The following is a 15,289-nucleotide window of genomic DNA, read 5'->3' as shown; positions in this document are numbered from 1 at the left end:
TAACGAGGAATAAACCTAGAGAAAACAACCCTAACTCAGTCTTTTCAAAGCTTTAAATGGTTTTCATCGTTAGACTTTTCGGGAACTTAGGATACTTGGCAGCGAAGTCGCTTCAAGGAGAACTACCGAAGAGCGAGATGAGCTGGGAGATCTGCCCGGAGGGCCTTGAAGCTTTTCTCTTCAGGGCCTACAAAGAGTTTGGTAAGAAACCGATATACGTTACCGAGAACGGTATTGCGGGCAAAGACACGTTGTTGGATGCTCCGTTGATTATTGTAGAACTGAGTATCTGAGAGAGCATTTTTCAGCTGCTCTTAATACAATAAAAGGAGGGGTGGATTTAAGAGGTTGTTTTGTCTGGACTTTGATGGATAATTTCGAATGGGCGCGTGGTTATTCGAAGAGCTTTGGCCTGGTATTATTGTATTATAATAATGATCTGAAACGCATCCCAAAGACGAGTTTTGAATACTACAGGGATTCCATTAAAACGCGGCGAAGCACGCTGCACCTGAATGGTAATTAATGTTGGGTTGTTCAATATGTTGGCCATAGGGAGCCTTTCTAAACAGATTGGCGAAAACAGTGGTCTTGTGAAAGCGTAAGAGAGACCTTTTTTGACAGGGGGTTTGCCAAATGATTGGAGTCATAGTGGATTCAGGATGTGATCTTCCTGATTCGATGAAAGAAAGAGATAACGTTAGAGTCATTCCACTGAAGATAATTCTCGATGGCAAGGAATATAGAGACAACATTGATATCACTACTTCAGATCTTCTTCAGTACATGGAAGATAAGTTCCCAAAAACATCGCTTCCAAGGCAGTCGGAAATCGGGGAGGCTTTTGACAGCCTTTACGAGAAGGGATTCAGGGAGTTCCTTTATATTGGAATATCTAGCGGTCTAAGCGGGACTCTGGGGCAAGTGAATACTTTTGTCAGAGACTTCTCCGAAAAGCATTCCGATGTGAATGTCGAGGTAGTAGACTCAAAGAACATTTCAATTGGCTCAGGACTGCTTGCTATGAAGGGGATAGATCTGGTCCGGCGAGGGTTGACCTTTGAAGAGGTGGTGAGCGAGATCCGCGATGCTGTGAGTAAATCCAAGGTCTTCTTCTGCATACCTGTCCTAAAGTTTCTTAAGGCTGGAGGACGAATTGGAAAGGTTACTGCAACAATCGGGGATTTTCTAGATCTGAAGCCTGTAATAACCGTTGGCGAAGATGGGGTCTATCACAGCGTTTCAAGAGAAAGAGGCATGAAGAGAGCCGTTAAAGCTTCGGTAAATAAGCTCTTGCATTTCATTGAGGGCAAAAAATTGCTGAACATTGCCGCTTATACATCGGACAAAAGTGAGAAGACTAGAGAGTTTTTCAAGATAGCTGTAGACGAGATTGAGGCAGCAGGAATAAGTGAAATAATCACGGGTCAGATCTCCCAATCACTTGTTTGTCACACAGGCCCCGGTTTAATTGGTGTTGCTGCAATCTTTGAGTAAAAAAAAGCCGCCAGTGTGGCGGCTTAAATCGGGATATTCCAGGGGGTTTCAACATGCCTGTCCTTCATCCATACTTGGGGGGTGATGGGGACTCGCATATTGGTCTCGTGTACTTTGCCTTTTTTAATGACCGTTCGAGCTTTTGGGGTTTCAAGGGTTACTTATCTATTTGATTTAATTCTACCCAAAGAAGTCGGGTTTGTCAATATAGTGGAGCAGGATTGTCGGCTTTTATTTGTAAACATTTCGTTAACTTGAAGTCTTGCTGATTCTGAAGTTGATTCTTACCGAATGAAGCCTTTTCTAGTGGCCGTTTTGACTTGAAGTTTCGCAAATGGAAAGAACTTTTCCAAGAACACTTCATGTCCGGAGATGTATTAGTTGGACAAAAACAGTCAAACGAGGGTCCTCTCGGTTCTTGAGGGTGCTATCTATAATGGTTTCTTCTTGATTACTCAGGGCTTCCTTGGGGCTGGGCTTGCTCTAGAATTTGGGGCCTCTGAACCGGTTATAGCTTTGATCGGAGTTCTTTCCTCTGTCTCTCAGTTTGTTCAGTTGATTGCTCCTTCGATTGTGAGAGCCGTGGGAAGCAGAAAGCGAGCAATGATGATCTGCGCTTCTGCCGGAAGATTATCTACGGCATTCATTTCGGTCACACTTGCTTTAGGAATAAACAGACAGTCTCTTCTTCTAGTCATTCTTTCTTTCTTCTCGCTTTCTGCAAGTCTTGCAGGCAATTTCTGTGTATCAATCATCAGAGACGTTGTCCCCTCGACCGGGTCTGCCAAGTTTTTCAGCATAAGAAACGTGACATTCACAATTACAAATATGCTTATAACGCTTCTGTATTCATTCATTTTTGATTCATTTCCTGGAAGAACGGGATTTTTAGCCATCATTACTCTTGGAGTAATCAGCGCGGTGATAAGCTTATTATTGCTGGGTTTCGATTACGATCCTCCACATGAAATAAGCTATGGAAGAGGCTTATTCAAGGCCGTTGCTGGAGACAAGAAGTTCATGCCATATCTTAGTTTCTATTCTTTCTGGAGATTCTCGATAGCAATCACTTCACCGTTTTTCTCTTATCATGAGTTGGTCAATATGAAGCTGGACTATTCCTTTCTGAGTTTTCTCAACGTTTTATTTCGCTTTTAACAATGTTATTCTATCTATTGTGGGGAAAGATGGCTGATAGAATCGGAGGGCAGGCGGTTTTAGAGTTCGGAGTCTTTGGAGCGTTTTTGAAAACCTTACTGTGGATGTTCATGGATAGTGGAACGGTATATCTTTTGTACATCGACACGTTGATTGGGACTGCTTCGTGGAGTGCTATTAACCTGTGTCCATTTACTACCATGCTTGAGTTGCTAAGAGGAGTAGATGTGCAGTCTTACTATGCATTGCTCTCATTCGCGAATGGCACCTCCGCTCTTGCCGGTTCACTTGCGGGCGGATTTCTAGCATCATATTTGAACAGATATAGCTGGACCTTCAGCGGGCATCAATTCTTTGGAATTCAGATCCTTTTTCTTGTTACCTTCGTTCTTAGAGGAATTTCTCTGATACTCTTAAAGAGAGTTAAGACTAGAAAAGTAGTATCTGTGTCCGGAATGGTCTTCAATTCTGCAGCCGTATTAGCCAATCGATTTGCGGCAAGACCGAGAGAGTTGATCTAAGTTCTCATACATAAGAATAAACCAAGACAGAGAAAGGAGAATGACTGTGGAAAGACTGATTGAGAGATTTGTAAAGTATGTGTCTGTAGAGACTACTTCCAGTTTTGAATCTAAGACATTCCCTTCGACGAATACTCAACTGGAACTAGCCAGAATTCTTAAAGCAGAGATGGAGTCAATAGGATTGAAAGAAGTTGTTCTGGATGATTATGGGTATGTAATGGGGACCTTGCCATCAAATATCGAGTCCGACATCCCTGTTATTGGATTTATTGCCCACATGGATACCAGCCCCGATATGAGCGGAAAGGACATCAAACCTTCGATTATTGACTATCAAGGAGGAAAGATACGGATCAACGAAGAGAAAAATATCTATATTGATCCTGATCTCTATCCGGAGATGTATAACTACGTTGGGGAGAGGCTTATTGTTACGGATGGAACTACTCTGCTTGGAGCCGATGACAAAGCAGGAGTCGCGGAAATCATCACCGCTATGGAGTACTTGATCTCAAATTCTCAAATCAAGCATGGCAAGATAAGAATTGCATTTACGCCGGATGAGGAGATTGGAAAAGGAACAGAGCATTTCAGTATAGAGAAATTTGGAGCCGATTACGCTTATACCGTTGATGAAGGGGCTCTTGGAGAGCTTCAGTACGAGACATTCAACGCAGCCAGTGCCGAAGTTGTTGTCAAAGGATTGAACATTCATCCAGGAAGCGCCAAAGGTAGGATGAAGAATTCCCTTCTGATTGCATGCGAGTTCAACGGCATGCTGCCTTCAAACGAAGTACCGGCTGTAACCGAAGAGCGGGAAGGGTTCTTTCATCTGGGCAGCATAAAGGGATCTGTGGAGGAAACAGTCCTCAAGTACATAATCAGGGATCATTCGAAAGAGAAGTTCGAAAAAAAGAAGAAATTGATTGCGGAGATATCAGCTTTCCTGAACTCAAAGTACGGAGAAGACACGGTAGCTTTCAATATGAAAGACTCCTATTACAATATGAAAGAGAAGATAGAAGAAGAGATGATTGTTGTAGAGATTGCCAAAAAGGCCATGGAGAGTCTCTCAATAGAGCCAAGAATAGAGCCTGTAAGAGGCGGGACAGACGGAGCTCACCTTTCTTTTATGGGACTTCCGACACCTAATATCTTTACTGGGGGCCATAATTTTCATGGAAGATATGAATACATTCCTATTAGTTCAATGGACAAGGCAGTTACGGTAATTGTGAAGATCGCGGAGCTTTTCTCAAGAGAGGGAAACTGGAAAAGACGAAAATCAGCTTGTGAAGAATAGTTCTGTGAGTTCAAAAATGGTGGCTCGTTGATTGGTTACCTTAACCCATTATAACTCTACAGTATTTTTCGTGAAGAGTCTTGTCCCTATTTCCCCTTTCTTGGTCGAAGATGCTAGATTAATCGTGATTCGCACAATCTATGTGGATTATGCGAGCTTTTCTAATTCTTACAGTAATAAGGATACTCGATCGAAGAATCTGCAAATCTTTTTGGTTTTCTTTTTTGGAGGTGAAAAATGTCAACAGGTTCCAGATTCATAAGGGGAAGTATCGGAAGAGATAATCCCCTCTTCTCAATGTCTAGGGTAACAATAGAAACTGCCTTCTACGGAAATAATGTTGTGCCGGTCTTTTCACCAAGTGAAGCATATAAGCTGGCTAAAAGCTCTCCAGGTACGATAGTTACAGATCTTCCAGTTTACAGACCTGAGAAAACTGGACTTGAATCCGATTCAAAAGTGCTTCTCTTCAACGATGGTGCTGTGACGGGAAGATGTGCATCCGCGAGAAGAATCATCGGAGAGCCTGGAGTAAGCGAAGCAGAATATGGAGCTAAAATCAGAGAGGCGATCTACAACACCAGAAAACAGAAGATGTATCATGCGCAGGCTTATATAGGACTCGACAGAGATTTCATGGTCAAGGCCCATCTACTTGTTCCCGAAACTCATGAGAACCTAATCTACAATTGGTTGTTGAACTTCCAACCAATCAACGAGTTCTACAATGAAATGTATGAGTCTTCGGAAAGATGTGAAAATGAAGGAGACATATTTGTTTTTTCCAATCCAGATTGGCAACATCCCGACCACCCATTGGGTCTTTCGTTCTTCGATCCGGAGCATAACTGCGCAGCTATTCTTGGGATGAGGTACTTCGGTGAATTTAAAAAAGGAACCCTCACCTTAGCGTGGGGATGTGCCAACAGACAGGGTTTTGCTGCTTGCCACGGTGGGCAGAAGAGGTACAATCTTAAGGATAGAAAATTCGTTGTGGGATTCTTTGGTCTCTCCGGGTCCGGAAAATCCACGCTGACGCATGCCAAACATGGCGGAAAGTATGACGTAACGGTATTGCATGACGATGCGTTCGTGATATCTTCTTCCGACGGATCCTCCGTGGCGCTAGAACCTTCCTACTTTGACAAGACTTCAGATTATCCTTTGAGCAGCGAAGACAATAGATTCCTTTTGTCTGTTCAGAATGTAGGGGCTACCCAGGATGATGAGGGAAGAGTCGTTATTGTGACTGAAGATCTTCGCAATGGTAATGGGCGGGCGATCAAATCAAAGCTTTGGTCTCCAAATAGAGTAGACAAGTTTGCTGAGCCTGTGGACGCAATTATGTGGTTGATGAAGGACTCATCAATTCCTCCTGTAATCAAGGTTAAAGATCCTGTTCTAGCATCAGCCATGGGTGCTACTCTAGCAACAAAGCGAACCTCTGCCGAGCGGTTGGCACCGGGAGTTGATCCCGATGCCCTTGTTATAGAGCCTTATGCCAACCCGTTCAGAACATATCCACTATCTGACGATTTTAACCGTTATCTTGGATTATTCGCCAGAAGAAGTATTGAATGTTACATATTCAATACCGGACACTTCGGTCAAACTAAGGTTCCAAAAGAACTTACCCTCCGAATTCTGGAGTCAATTGTCGAGAATCGCGCTGAATTCGTTTCCTGGGAACCCTTCCAGGAGCTTGAAGTAATGAAGATTCAGGGTTTTCAGCCTGATTTATCTGACGAAGATTACAGGAAGCTCGTTAGGGACAGACTGGTTGACAGATTGAACTTCCTTCGCTCTAGAGAAGTGGAGAGAGGGGGTTTCGACAGAGTACCTCAAGAAGCAGCGGAGTCAATTTCATCACTAATAGACAGGCTTAAGTAGTCATAGTAGCTTGCGAGGTCGCCCTTGGGCGGCCTTTTCATTATCTAAGAAGATGAAAAGATGGTCTTCGAAAAAAGGATTCCTGACTGGCGTCAGGAATCGAAGGGGGAATTGCTACGAAACGAGGAGTTGTCCGGATTGCGGCTAACTGTACTATGTCATCGAGTGCATTATGAATACATTGTGACTGAAGTTAACCGTCAACCTTTCAGACATATTATACAATTTATTCTCAAAGAAATCAAACCGTATTTGTTATGTAAATGGATGTGCAAATTGAGTCACACTTGAATGGCATTGATCTATATTCATATTCCGAAACGTTATGTTAGAAGGCACAAGGACTGTGAGAAGCAGAATCAATGAAATCCGATAGACAATATGGCTGTTACCTTTTTAGCTTAATATGGTTTTGAGAAAATCCTGTGTTCAATTCGCTTGTCGGGAGGTATGAAGTTTGAGGGTTCTAGTAACTGGTGCGAGAATGTGGTACGCAATTAATACTATAAGGCTTCTGGCTGAATGTGGCCATGAAGTATTCGCCGCCGACAGCAGCAAGTTAAGCGGCGGGCTTTATTCAAGGTACCTCAAAGGTAAGTTCATCTATCCTTCGGTAAGTGAGAATGGCAAAGCTTTTGTTCGTTTCGTTATGGAAAAGATAGAGGAAATGGAAATTGACGTGTTATGTCCAACGTTTGAAGAGGGCTTTGTATTGAGCAAGCATTTAGATATGCTGGACGGGCGAGTTAAGATGATTGTTCCTTCTTATGAGCATATTGGGCTCTTACACGACAAATTTTTCATGACCAATTACGCCAGGTCTCTCGGGATAAGCGTTCCCAGGACGACGCTTCTGGAGAACTTCGAACCTACCAACAGTAGCTTCCCGGTTGTAATAAAACCTAGAAATCTTCGTTCTGCTGAAGGCGTTTCGAGAGTCAACTCCCAGGATGAATTCATTAGATATTCGAAGAACCTTGATGGTGACAAGTATCTTGTCCAGGAGTGGAAGAATCCCTACCAAATATGTACAATGGGTTTAGCTTACAATGGCCAACTCATAGGAAACGTCATCTATCACAATTTGAGAGAGTATCCGGAATCAGGTGGAATAGGCACTTGCAGAATCTCTATAGAGTGTGAAGAAGTGCTCTGCAATGTAAAGAAGATAGTCAGTGATCTTAACTATTCAGGGTTCATATCAATGGATTTTCTACACGACAGAAATAGCAATAGATATTATCTTGTTGACGTCAATCCCAGAATGAGTCCCGGATTACTGGTAGCGTACACTTCTGGAGTAGATATGGTAAGCGCCTACATCGATTTGGTGATCAAAAATGAGGTGATCCGACTCTCTCCTTTGGAAATCGGGAACGGAACATACACGACCGCCATGGAGATTGGTTGGTTTTTCAGCACGCTATTCAAAGGGAAGTTCGGTAATCTGAAAGGCTTCTTCAGAAGCAGAAAGAAACTTAAGGATGATTCCTGGGATGTGCGCGATCCAGCACCTTTTTTTGTCATGCTCGTGTCTATGTTATATACAGCTATTTTCGGGCCTCTCAAGGGAGGTCAGACGAAGAGTTTTTCTCTTGGAGCAACCTGTGATATTGAGAGTCTCGATGAAGAAGAGGATTTCAATGAGAAAAGGCAAGTAGTTTGATCAGCAATCGATAGAATAAAAAACGCTGCCCTTGTAAGGGCAGCGAAGCGGTCTAAGGGTTAACTCGAGGATATTTTACCACATAATACATCTCTTCAGCCATTGTTAGAAGTCTATTCTGAAGAAGTCCTCTTTCAGGTTGTAGAAAAAAGTATTCTCGCTGTATAGAGTTTGCAGCGATTGACGAGCTTAGTGGCAAGCGATCGTATGCTAAAGCAGCGTACTCGGTAAGTCGAAATCAGGGCAAACAATCGGTTCGCCAAATGCAAGGAGTTTGATGCCAAGCAAGTTCGCTTTAGCCTTGATGAAGTTCTTTAACTCACGGGTTCTTGGGGAGCTGCAGGTATACAGCTCTCCGTAAGTTCTTCTATACATTTCGGTCAGGCCTGGAAAATACTGATCGAGTCTCTTGTAGTAATACTCTCTCTGTCTATCTCTCAAAGTCATTCCGGTTGAAGCATACACGAAGCTTGCACCTGCATCTCTTGCATTTGTAAGTATAGACGAAAGATTGTCCGTGCCATTTTCAATGAACGGTAGGATTGGCCTCATAGCAATTCCCACATGGATACCCCCATCCTCAAGAGCTCGGATAGCCGCAATCCTTCTGGAAGGTGAAGGTGCCGCTGCTTCAACCTTGTTTGCCAACACTTCATCTGTTGTAGTGAGCGTGAAGACCACTGAGCAGTACAGCATAGAAATGTATCTCACTAAATCCAGATCTCTCACTATCAGGTCGCTCTTCGTGGTTATTTGCACCTCGAACCCACAATTACGAATGACTTCGAGAGATCTCCTTGTAGTCTCTCGGTCTTCTTCTGCCGGCAAAAAGGGGTCGCTCATTGATCCAGTGTAAATTGCGCCCTTCTTTCTCTTTCTTTTCGTTTCAGTTTCTAAGAGCTCGACAGCATTTGACTTGTAGGCGACGTCTTCGAAATCATCAATTCCATAACACAGACTGCGAGAATCGCAGTAGATACATGCGTGTTGACAACCACGATACGGATTGAAAGTGAATCTCTTGTAGCTGGTGGATCACTCCCTGAAAGGTGATTACGCAGTAACAGACAATAAAAAATGGTTCGGAGAGATCTGGTCAAATGATACATTCTTGATGATTCGTACTGGGGAAAAATCGAGCCGAGGAGCAGACTGATATATCGATCGATAGTTCTCGCTGCTTCAAAATATTGAACAGATTGGATTTGCGAGAGTGATAAGCGATTTTGATACTTTGACTATCTCGCAGAAGTGTTTGTGTTGGAAGAATTCATAGGAAATGGTCTAGGAAAATGGTTGGTAGAATGTGTTCTGGCTCATGAGAAACTGAGAGGACTCAGGGGAATGCTAAATACAAAGGATGCGCACTCACTATATGAGAAATTCGGGTTTAGCTGTATGATGCAGAATATTAGTACCGGTAATTGCAAAGAGTGATTTAGCGTTGCAGAACCTCAAAGTACTATGATCAGGCTTCCTTAGAATCCATGTGTCTTCGTTATAATCATGCTGACGGTGTTGGTCAAATGAGAGTTTGCGAGCAGCCGTTCTCATTTCTTGAAGACCGCCACCCCGCAAACAGAGATTCGTTGAGCATCTTTCTTCCAAAAAACCCCTTCCTTCTGGAGAATGGTTTACATCTGACGGTCAACGTGGTTTCATCAGCGTTCAGCGTTTTCTAGACAAGCGGATTTTTCTCCCCGCGAAGCGGCGCTGGCTTCCAAATAACGTCCCACCTATGCTGGTATCTTGATTTTCATACCTCCATCCTCGCACTTCTTAGATCTGTTCAGTCCTTCTTCTCGATTTGCTGGTCGGAACCCTGGATCTAGCGTTATTACCATATCTGATATAATGATTCTTGTAGAACATGCTTGAAAAGTGAGTTCGTTTTCGGATAGACTTATTTTTTGTTTTCAGCAAAGAAATCAGACTAGCGGGATTTTTTGGAGTGATTTCTATGGGATTATTCGATGGTGTAAGCAAGGTGATCTTTGTCTTTTCTTATGTCCTGTGGGCGGGTGGAGGGTTGCTTGTCTCAGTATTTATGTTGCCGATGCGAGACCCCAGAACTGAAGCTCAAGTGCAGGGTTACCTCTATACTTTCTGGGAGACAATCAGAATTTCAGCGATAGCGATGACATTGGTTGTCGTGGGCGCCGCGGTCTCAATTATACTCATAAATTCGGCTTCCTTTATATGGAGTCTGATGTTCTTCATTTCTGTAGCGCTCACTTCGTTTCTCTGGTTCAGTGCGGACAAAGTTATAAGAAGAGGAGCCAGTGATCCCAGATCAATTGTTGAAGTTGATAAGCAGAATTTCGAAAGATACCTGGTCTTCGCCGATCTCTTTATAAGCCTTTCAGTAGTTTCGGCGGCTTTTCTAGTACCGTGATTGTTCTTCCAGCATTATTGAGAGTTCCTGAAGATCATTCTCCAAAATCTCTCGTTCTTCAATTATCTCCAGAAGTCTTCCTTCTGTCTGCTCGACGTTCCGCTGTAGTAGTTGAAGCTTCTCATAGTCAGTCGCATAAAGTTCCATCTTCAAATGGGCTCTTTCTACATCCTTTGACAATGTCTCCTCCTCGTTCCTCAGTTGTTGAAGTTTTTCGAGAATTGTTTTCTTTTTGTTGGATAGTCTCCGCTTCTCCTGAAAACTGAGCCTAGCCTCTTCATTGCCCGCCGAGTCGACGCATCTCTGGTTCCTCCTAAGATACTCTTCCACTGAGGATACAAATCTTAACTTCTGTCTGTCTATCATGAGAAAGTGATCACACACGTTTTGCACAAACTCTCTGTCGTGTGAAACTAGGATTATGCAGCCTTCGTATTCCTTCAATACCTCTTCAAGACTCTCAATTGACCAGATATCGAGATTGTTTGTTGGCTCATCCATGACCAGAACGTTTGGTCGAGAGAGAATTAGTTTAGCTAGGGCCAGCTTAGTTCTTTCTCCCCCGCTCAATGATGAAATCGGTTTGAACACGTCATCACCTGGGAAACCGAACCTTCCTATATACTTTCTTACTTCGTAATCGGGTTGACCACGCATCATTTGCCAAATCTCGGTGATCACATCATTCGACGAATTAAGATCTTCAGTCAGCTGAGAAAGATAACCCCAACGAACGTTGTGGCCCCATGTAATCTCTCCTACGTACCCCTCAAGATTCTCTGTTATTATTTTCAGCAGGGTTGTCTTCCCGCTACCATTAGGACCCAGGAGGCCGATCTTGGTTCGTCTATGGATTTCTGCAGAAGAGCTACTGAAGAGTTTCCTGTTTTCAAAGCCGAATGACAGTCCTTCGATCTTCAAGACCGAATAGCCTGTCCTATCTGGCTGAGGCAGTCTGAACTTGGTCGGCCTTATCTCTTCATCTGGAATGTCCACTGATTCTAACTGCTCTTTGAGCCTGTCTCTTTGCTTCTCTTTGTTAATTGCCTGCTTAATGAATTTTTCCTGACCCCAGAGTCTATAGCGTTTTGCGACGGCGTCCAGTCTTTCGATTTCCTTCAGAAGATTCTCTCTGGTTCTTAAGCCGCTTTTGACCATAATCTCTCTATCTGACTGATACTTGTCATAGGTTCCGGTAAAATCCCAAAGCGAGCCACCATTCAACTCCCAGAATCTGTTCCCGATGTTTCTGATTAGATATCTGTCATGAGTTACTACCAGCAAAGCGCCTTTATAGTTTTTCAAGAAATTCACAAGCCACTCTGTCGATTCAAGATCGAGATGATTTGTGGGTTCATCCAGTAACAGAAGATCGTAGTCGACAAGGAAGAGTTTTCCAAGAGAAATTCTTGTGAGTTCTCCCCCACTAAAGGTTTCGAGACGCCTATCCCAGTCTTGTTCAGAGAATTCCAGTCCCACCAGGATGCTTCTAACTCTTCTTTCGTAGGAGTAGTATTCCTCCGTGTCTGGAGGAATGCTGGATTTATCCTGCATATAATAGTCCATAAGACTCAATTGTCCATCTGGGATTCTGCTTTGAATCTGATATCCGATCCGTACACTTGTGGAGTGAAAGATCTCTCCTTCAGTCGGCAGAAGGTCACCAGAAATTATTCTCATGAGAGTTGATTTTCCGCTGCCGTTCTTCCCCAGAAGGATTATCTTATCTTTCTTGTCGATCGAGGTTGAGACTTCGTCGAACAGAAAGTCCTGGCCATAATCATGTCCTACCTTACTCAAAGTTATCAGCATAGAGTTCCCTTTCTCATTCTCAGTCAGTCACAATGATACAACATCTGAGTTTATTTTGAGGAAGGGTCTGTTTAATAGAGATCACGCTTGGAGGACATGTGATATCTTTGATTATGTGAAATAATCGGGTGGTGCATTAGATTGAAGCTCTGGCTTCCTTTTCTTATTGTTCTTACAGCGTTTCTGGCGGTATCGTACATTTGGGGATTCAATTTCTTCAGAAGCCCGGATCAAGTCTTTCTGCAATATGAGAAGGCGATGCTGGATTACGCTACTCAGATTCGTCTTCAACAAGAAGCCGGTTCCCGGGTGGGTCTTAACGATCACGAAATCGCTTTGCTCAGAGAGATGGCGATTGTCGAGCTTGAGGGAGACATGAAAAACCTAATTCTAGATTTCCGGAGAGATTGGTCCGTAATGCAGCGTCATTACATCCAGTATGCGCGCCTTTCTAGTAACTGGTTTGAAAATGGGCTGTCTGGTTCGATATATACTCAAGATGATCCGGAGTACAGTGGATATCTTGAACGGTACGAGCTACAGGATGACCCAGAGAGTTACTGTGTGATATTCATTCCAAAATCGTCTGATCAAAGCGTTTTCAGCGAGTTCAGCGGAGCACGAATATACTTTGTACAGAGAACAATATGGGGTTACAAGATCGAATGGGGCAGATCTTTGATAGATTTGATTCTAGGTATGGATATTTCATCTGTATCAGTGTGAAATGCAGTAGTGTCACTAGTGAGACTTTTGCCTGCGCAGTAGTTCTTTTAGTATAAGTTTACTGGTTGCAGCTATATAATCTCTTTGGCGCACGATGGTCATCGCTCCGAGCACTTCTCAAACAGAAGTCCTCACCTTTTGCATGGGGTTTTCTGGTATCCTTTTATTGAAGGTATTTCATTCAGTTGTTGCCGGAGGAAATGATGTTATTGAAAAAAATGAGTGAAAGAAGAAGGGAAAAGAAGATAACAAAGGCAGAAGGAAGAATTTCGAAATCTCAGAATGACAAAGAAAAGGAAAGACTTCTGATAGAATTGGGCCGCCTAAAAGAAAAAAAAGGAGATTTCGATGGTGCCATAAGGGCAATAATAGAGAGACTCGAAATTTCCATGAGTAACGAGACGTTTGAAGAACTAATCGACATTTGTGGAAAGGCAGATGACTCCATTAGGCATGCTTTTTCAAAGGAAATTGCCCGATTTGCTGGAAAATTCGACGATTCCCGCTGGGAAAGAATGGTTATCAGGTATTCAAGCGAGGATTCTAAACCGGCTATAGATTTGGCTCTAGAGTGCTACAGAGTTTCTCATAGATTGATTTTCGCTCAAGCGGCCCTCGAGAAGATTGAGGAAACCCTTACAGGTGAAAGTGCAGAAGGGCTCTCTAAAATGAAAGAGATCTATGTAACGGTAATTACTGAGGCAGGTGAGATCTCAAGAGAGGATCAACTGGATCTTCTTCAAAGAGCTATTCACTTTACCCGCTCGACGATCGGTGACGAAATGATGTACCTGGATTTTGCAGTCAAGTATATAATTCTTTCTTCAGCGGAGAGAGATTCAGCCGAAGTTGTCAGCGATCTGGTTGGGAGAATTGACAGATACATCGTTCTTTTTGTGGGGAAAGAGGAGCTATTGCTGGACAAACTGGACTCCATCTTGCCGAAGATTCGAGAAGTTGAAGCAAGGAGACTTCTACTTAAAAAAATGAGGGATATCGCCCGGTTGGTTTCCGACAAGAGATATGAGAAGTATGCAGATTCTTCTGACGAGGCAAATGATATTGAGACGTTGAAGAAGAATTGTACTTCGTCTGAATTAAAGGCCAAATCAAAGGATGCGAGCAAGGCGGATCTTCAAATCCTCACAAGAGATTATGAAAGACTTATCGAAGCCGTTCAGTCACCTGAAGAGAAGCTCATTTATATCAGGAAATTGGGAACTTTGCTCAGGGACCGTCTCGAAGAGCACTACAGAGCGCTTGAGGTCTTTGAAGAAGGGTTGAAGTTGAAGGGCGACGACATATCTCTTTGGCTTGTGAAGGGAATGACTCTGGAGAAGATCGCGCGAAACGAGAGTGATCCCGTTAAAGCGTCGATCTTTTGGAAGAAGGCATACGATCACTATCATACAATTGCAGAGACTTTCGAAGAGCAAGAGGTGAAGCTTACTGCTATTGAGAAATGTGCGATGATACATGCGGAAAGATTGACCGGAGTTTAGGTTCATAGTAACAACTGCATCAGTCGTCATGTTTCGGGAGTTGCGATTTGAGATTCTCCGAAAGAGCAGTACCGGTTATCTTTGGAGCAAAGAGAATCGGGGGAATCAAATCTCTTAGCTTTGCTGTGTCGGATTCGCTGGTCATGATAATGGACATAGATTAAGAGGTGGACGACGCAATACTGCAGTAGATAGCGCAAATAGGGACGAAGCAGCTCTGATTCGAGGAGATGTTTATTCTGAAGATGGTGTAAGGGAAGTTGTACAATTTACTGTTAGGCAAGCAGGTTCAATCAACGTTTTTTTTGACAGTGCCAGCATTGGTTGGAAGGGAACCCTTCTTGAAAGGGCCATCGATGACTGGAAAAGAGTAGTTGACGCCAATCTTACCGCCCGTATTTGATGACTAAATGCTGTGTTCCTTATCATTTAACCTCTGCAGGCTCCAGTATATTGAATATGGCATCGACAAGGGCGTTGATGCCGAGAGGGATTTACAGAACCGTATTGGGCTTCAAAGAGTGGCCTTTTGTTCTTGAGGCATTCACTGTCGGTTAGTTTGTGACCAAGGATAAGGTTAGATGCCATGAGTCCTTGCTGGATTGATGTCGCATGTCATGACCATAAGTCCGTAGTAAGATTTTCCAGGTTGAGCGATATCGTGCACAATCAAAGTCCCACAGGCAAAGTCGGCAGGCCGGAAGATGTGGTGGAAACCAGTCTCTTTCGAAGCGGAGATGAGGGCTTTTTTGTCACAGGTGTGAATCTTGTTATAGACGGTGGAACGATAAGAAAGATGATTCATGTTGAATAGGG

Annotated in this window: 14 protein-coding genes and 2 pseudogenes; 14 read left to right on the top strand and 2 right to left on the bottom strand. The window is 43.3% G+C overall.

Annotated features, from left to right (window positions below):
* Positions 1-95 precede the first annotated feature (95 nt).
* From B3K42_RS03265 to B3K42_RS03235, 8 genes are all read left to right on the top strand, one after another.
* Positions 96-293, top strand: a complete 198-nt coding sequence (locus B3K42_RS03265) for a family 1 glycosylhydrolase (RefSeq protein ID WP_292596808.1) — start codon at positions 96-98, stop codon at positions 291-293.
* Positions 215-526: a family 1 glycosylhydrolase gene (locus tag B3K42_RS13820; protein WP_414674498.1), complete on the top strand. Its 312-nt coding sequence runs from the start codon at positions 215-217 to the stop codon at positions 524-526. The genes B3K42_RS03265 and B3K42_RS13820 overlap by 79 nt, the downstream gene beginning before the upstream one ends.
* A gap of 110 nt (positions 527-636) precedes the next feature.
* Positions 637-1,497, top strand: a complete 861-nt coding sequence (locus B3K42_RS03260; protein WP_292596806.1) for a DegV family protein — start codon at positions 637-639, stop codon at positions 1,495-1,497.
* Between the two features lie 381 nt (positions 1,498-1,878).
* Complete coding sequence (locus B3K42_RS03255; RefSeq protein WP_292596805.1) at positions 1,879-2,655, top strand: MFS transporter; 777 nt, start codon at positions 1,879-1,881, stop codon at positions 2,653-2,655.
* A 29-nt stretch (positions 2,656-2,684) separates the two neighbouring features.
* Entirely contained in the window at positions 2,685-3,176 is a 492-nt protein-coding gene (locus tag B3K42_RS03250; RefSeq protein ID WP_292596803.1) for a hypothetical protein, read from the top strand.
* A gap of 46 nt (positions 3,177-3,222) precedes the next feature.
* Positions 3,223-4,482, top strand: coding sequence for a peptidase T (pepT, locus tag B3K42_RS03245; RefSeq protein WP_349680948.1), 1,260 nt, complete (start codon positions 3,223-3,225; stop codon positions 4,480-4,482).
* Positions 4,483-4,719: 237 nt separating this feature from the next.
* Positions 4,720-6,372, top strand: a complete 1,653-nt coding sequence (locus tag B3K42_RS03240; RefSeq protein WP_292596801.1) for a phosphoenolpyruvate carboxykinase (ATP) — start codon at positions 4,720-4,722, stop codon at positions 6,370-6,372.
* A gap of 457 nt (positions 6,373-6,829) precedes the next feature.
* Positions 6,830-8,038, top strand: a complete 1,209-nt coding sequence (locus tag B3K42_RS03235) for an ATP-grasp domain-containing protein (RefSeq protein ID WP_292596799.1) — start codon at positions 6,830-6,832, stop codon at positions 8,036-8,038.
* 210 nt (positions 8,039-8,248) lie between these two features.
* On the opposite strand, the pseudogene B3K42_RS03230 reads toward B3K42_RS03235, so the two are convergent.
* Positions 8,249-9,034 (bottom strand): annotated as a pseudogene (locus tag B3K42_RS03230) (SPL family radical SAM protein); the annotation flags it as partial.
* A 255-nt stretch (positions 9,035-9,289) separates the two neighbouring features.
* Between B3K42_RS03230 and B3K42_RS13715 the strand changes: the two are divergent.
* Positions 9,290-9,475, top strand: coding sequence for a GNAT family N-acetyltransferase (locus tag B3K42_RS13715; RefSeq protein ID WP_349680947.1), 186 nt, complete (start codon positions 9,290-9,292; stop codon positions 9,473-9,475).
* A 523-nt stretch (positions 9,476-9,998) separates the two neighbouring features.
* Positions 9,999-10,433, top strand: coding sequence for a hypothetical protein (locus B3K42_RS03225; protein ID WP_292596798.1), 435 nt, complete (start codon positions 9,999-10,001; stop codon positions 10,431-10,433).
* Here the strand turns inward: B3K42_RS03225 and abc-f are convergent.
* On the bottom strand, positions 10,422-12,245 hold the full coding sequence (abc-f, locus tag B3K42_RS03220) for a ribosomal protection-like ABC-F family protein (RefSeq protein ID WP_292596797.1): 1,824 nt from the start codon (positions 12,243-12,245) through the stop codon (positions 10,422-10,424). The genes B3K42_RS03225 and abc-f overlap by 12 nt on opposite strands.
* A 141-nt stretch (positions 12,246-12,386) precedes the next feature.
* Here abc-f and B3K42_RS03215 point away from each other — a divergent pair, with 141 nt between their 5' ends.
* The 4 genes and pseudogenes from B3K42_RS03215 to B3K42_RS03205 all read left to right on the top strand — a co-directional run bounded on the left by B3K42_RS03215 (position 12,387) and on the right by B3K42_RS03205 (position 15,287).
* Positions 12,387-12,971 (top strand): hypothetical protein, encoded by a 585-nt coding sequence (locus B3K42_RS03215; RefSeq protein ID WP_292596795.1) that lies wholly within the window; start codon positions 12,387-12,389, stop codon positions 12,969-12,971.
* 203 nt (positions 12,972-13,174) lie between these two features.
* Positions 13,175-14,473, top strand: coding sequence for a hypothetical protein (locus B3K42_RS03210; RefSeq protein ID WP_292596794.1), 1,299 nt, complete (start codon positions 13,175-13,177; stop codon positions 14,471-14,473).
* Between the two features lie 199 nt (positions 14,474-14,672).
* Positions 14,673-14,876 (top strand): annotated as a pseudogene (locus tag B3K42_RS13815) (SDR family NAD(P)-dependent oxidoreductase); the annotation flags it as partial.
* 168 nt (positions 14,877-15,044) lie between these two features.
* A complete protein-coding gene (locus tag B3K42_RS03205) occupies positions 15,045-15,287 on the top strand; it encodes an SDR family oxidoreductase (RefSeq protein WP_292596810.1) in 243 nt (80 codons plus the stop codon).
* The last annotated feature ends 2 nt before the right edge of the window (positions 15,288-15,289 follow it).

Source organism: Mesotoga sp. UBA6090, from assembly GCF_002435945.1.
GTDB lineage: Bacteria > Thermotogota > Thermotogae > Petrotogales > Kosmotogaceae > Mesotoga.
The sequence above is the reverse complement of the archived record's forward strand: the minus strand, read 5'-3'. Positions and strand labels throughout refer to the sequence as shown.

Bases quoted from the DNA above. Each gene is read 5' to 3' on its own strand.
- B3K42_RS03260 (WP_292596806.1), top strand. From the start codon at position 637: ATGATTGGAGTCATAGTGGATTCAGGATGTGATCTTCCTGATTCGATG.
- B3K42_RS03250 (WP_292596803.1), top strand. From the start codon at position 2,685: ATGGCTGATAGAATCGGAGGGCAGGCGGTTTTAGAGTTCGGAGTCTTT.
- B3K42_RS03240 (WP_292596801.1), top strand. From the start codon at position 4,720: ATGTCAACAGGTTCCAGATTCATAAGGGGAAGTATCGGAAGAGATAAT.
- B3K42_RS03225 (WP_292596798.1), top strand. From the start codon at position 9,999: ATGGGATTATTCGATGGTGTAAGCAAGGTGATCTTTGTCTTTTCTTAT.
- abc-f (WP_292596797.1), bottom strand. From the start codon at position 12,245: ATGCTGATAACTTTGAGTAAGGTAGGACATGATTATGGCCAGGACTTT.
- B3K42_RS03210 (WP_292596794.1), top strand. From the start codon at position 13,175: ATGTTATTGAAAAAAATGAGTGAAAGAAGAAGGGAAAAGAAGATAACA.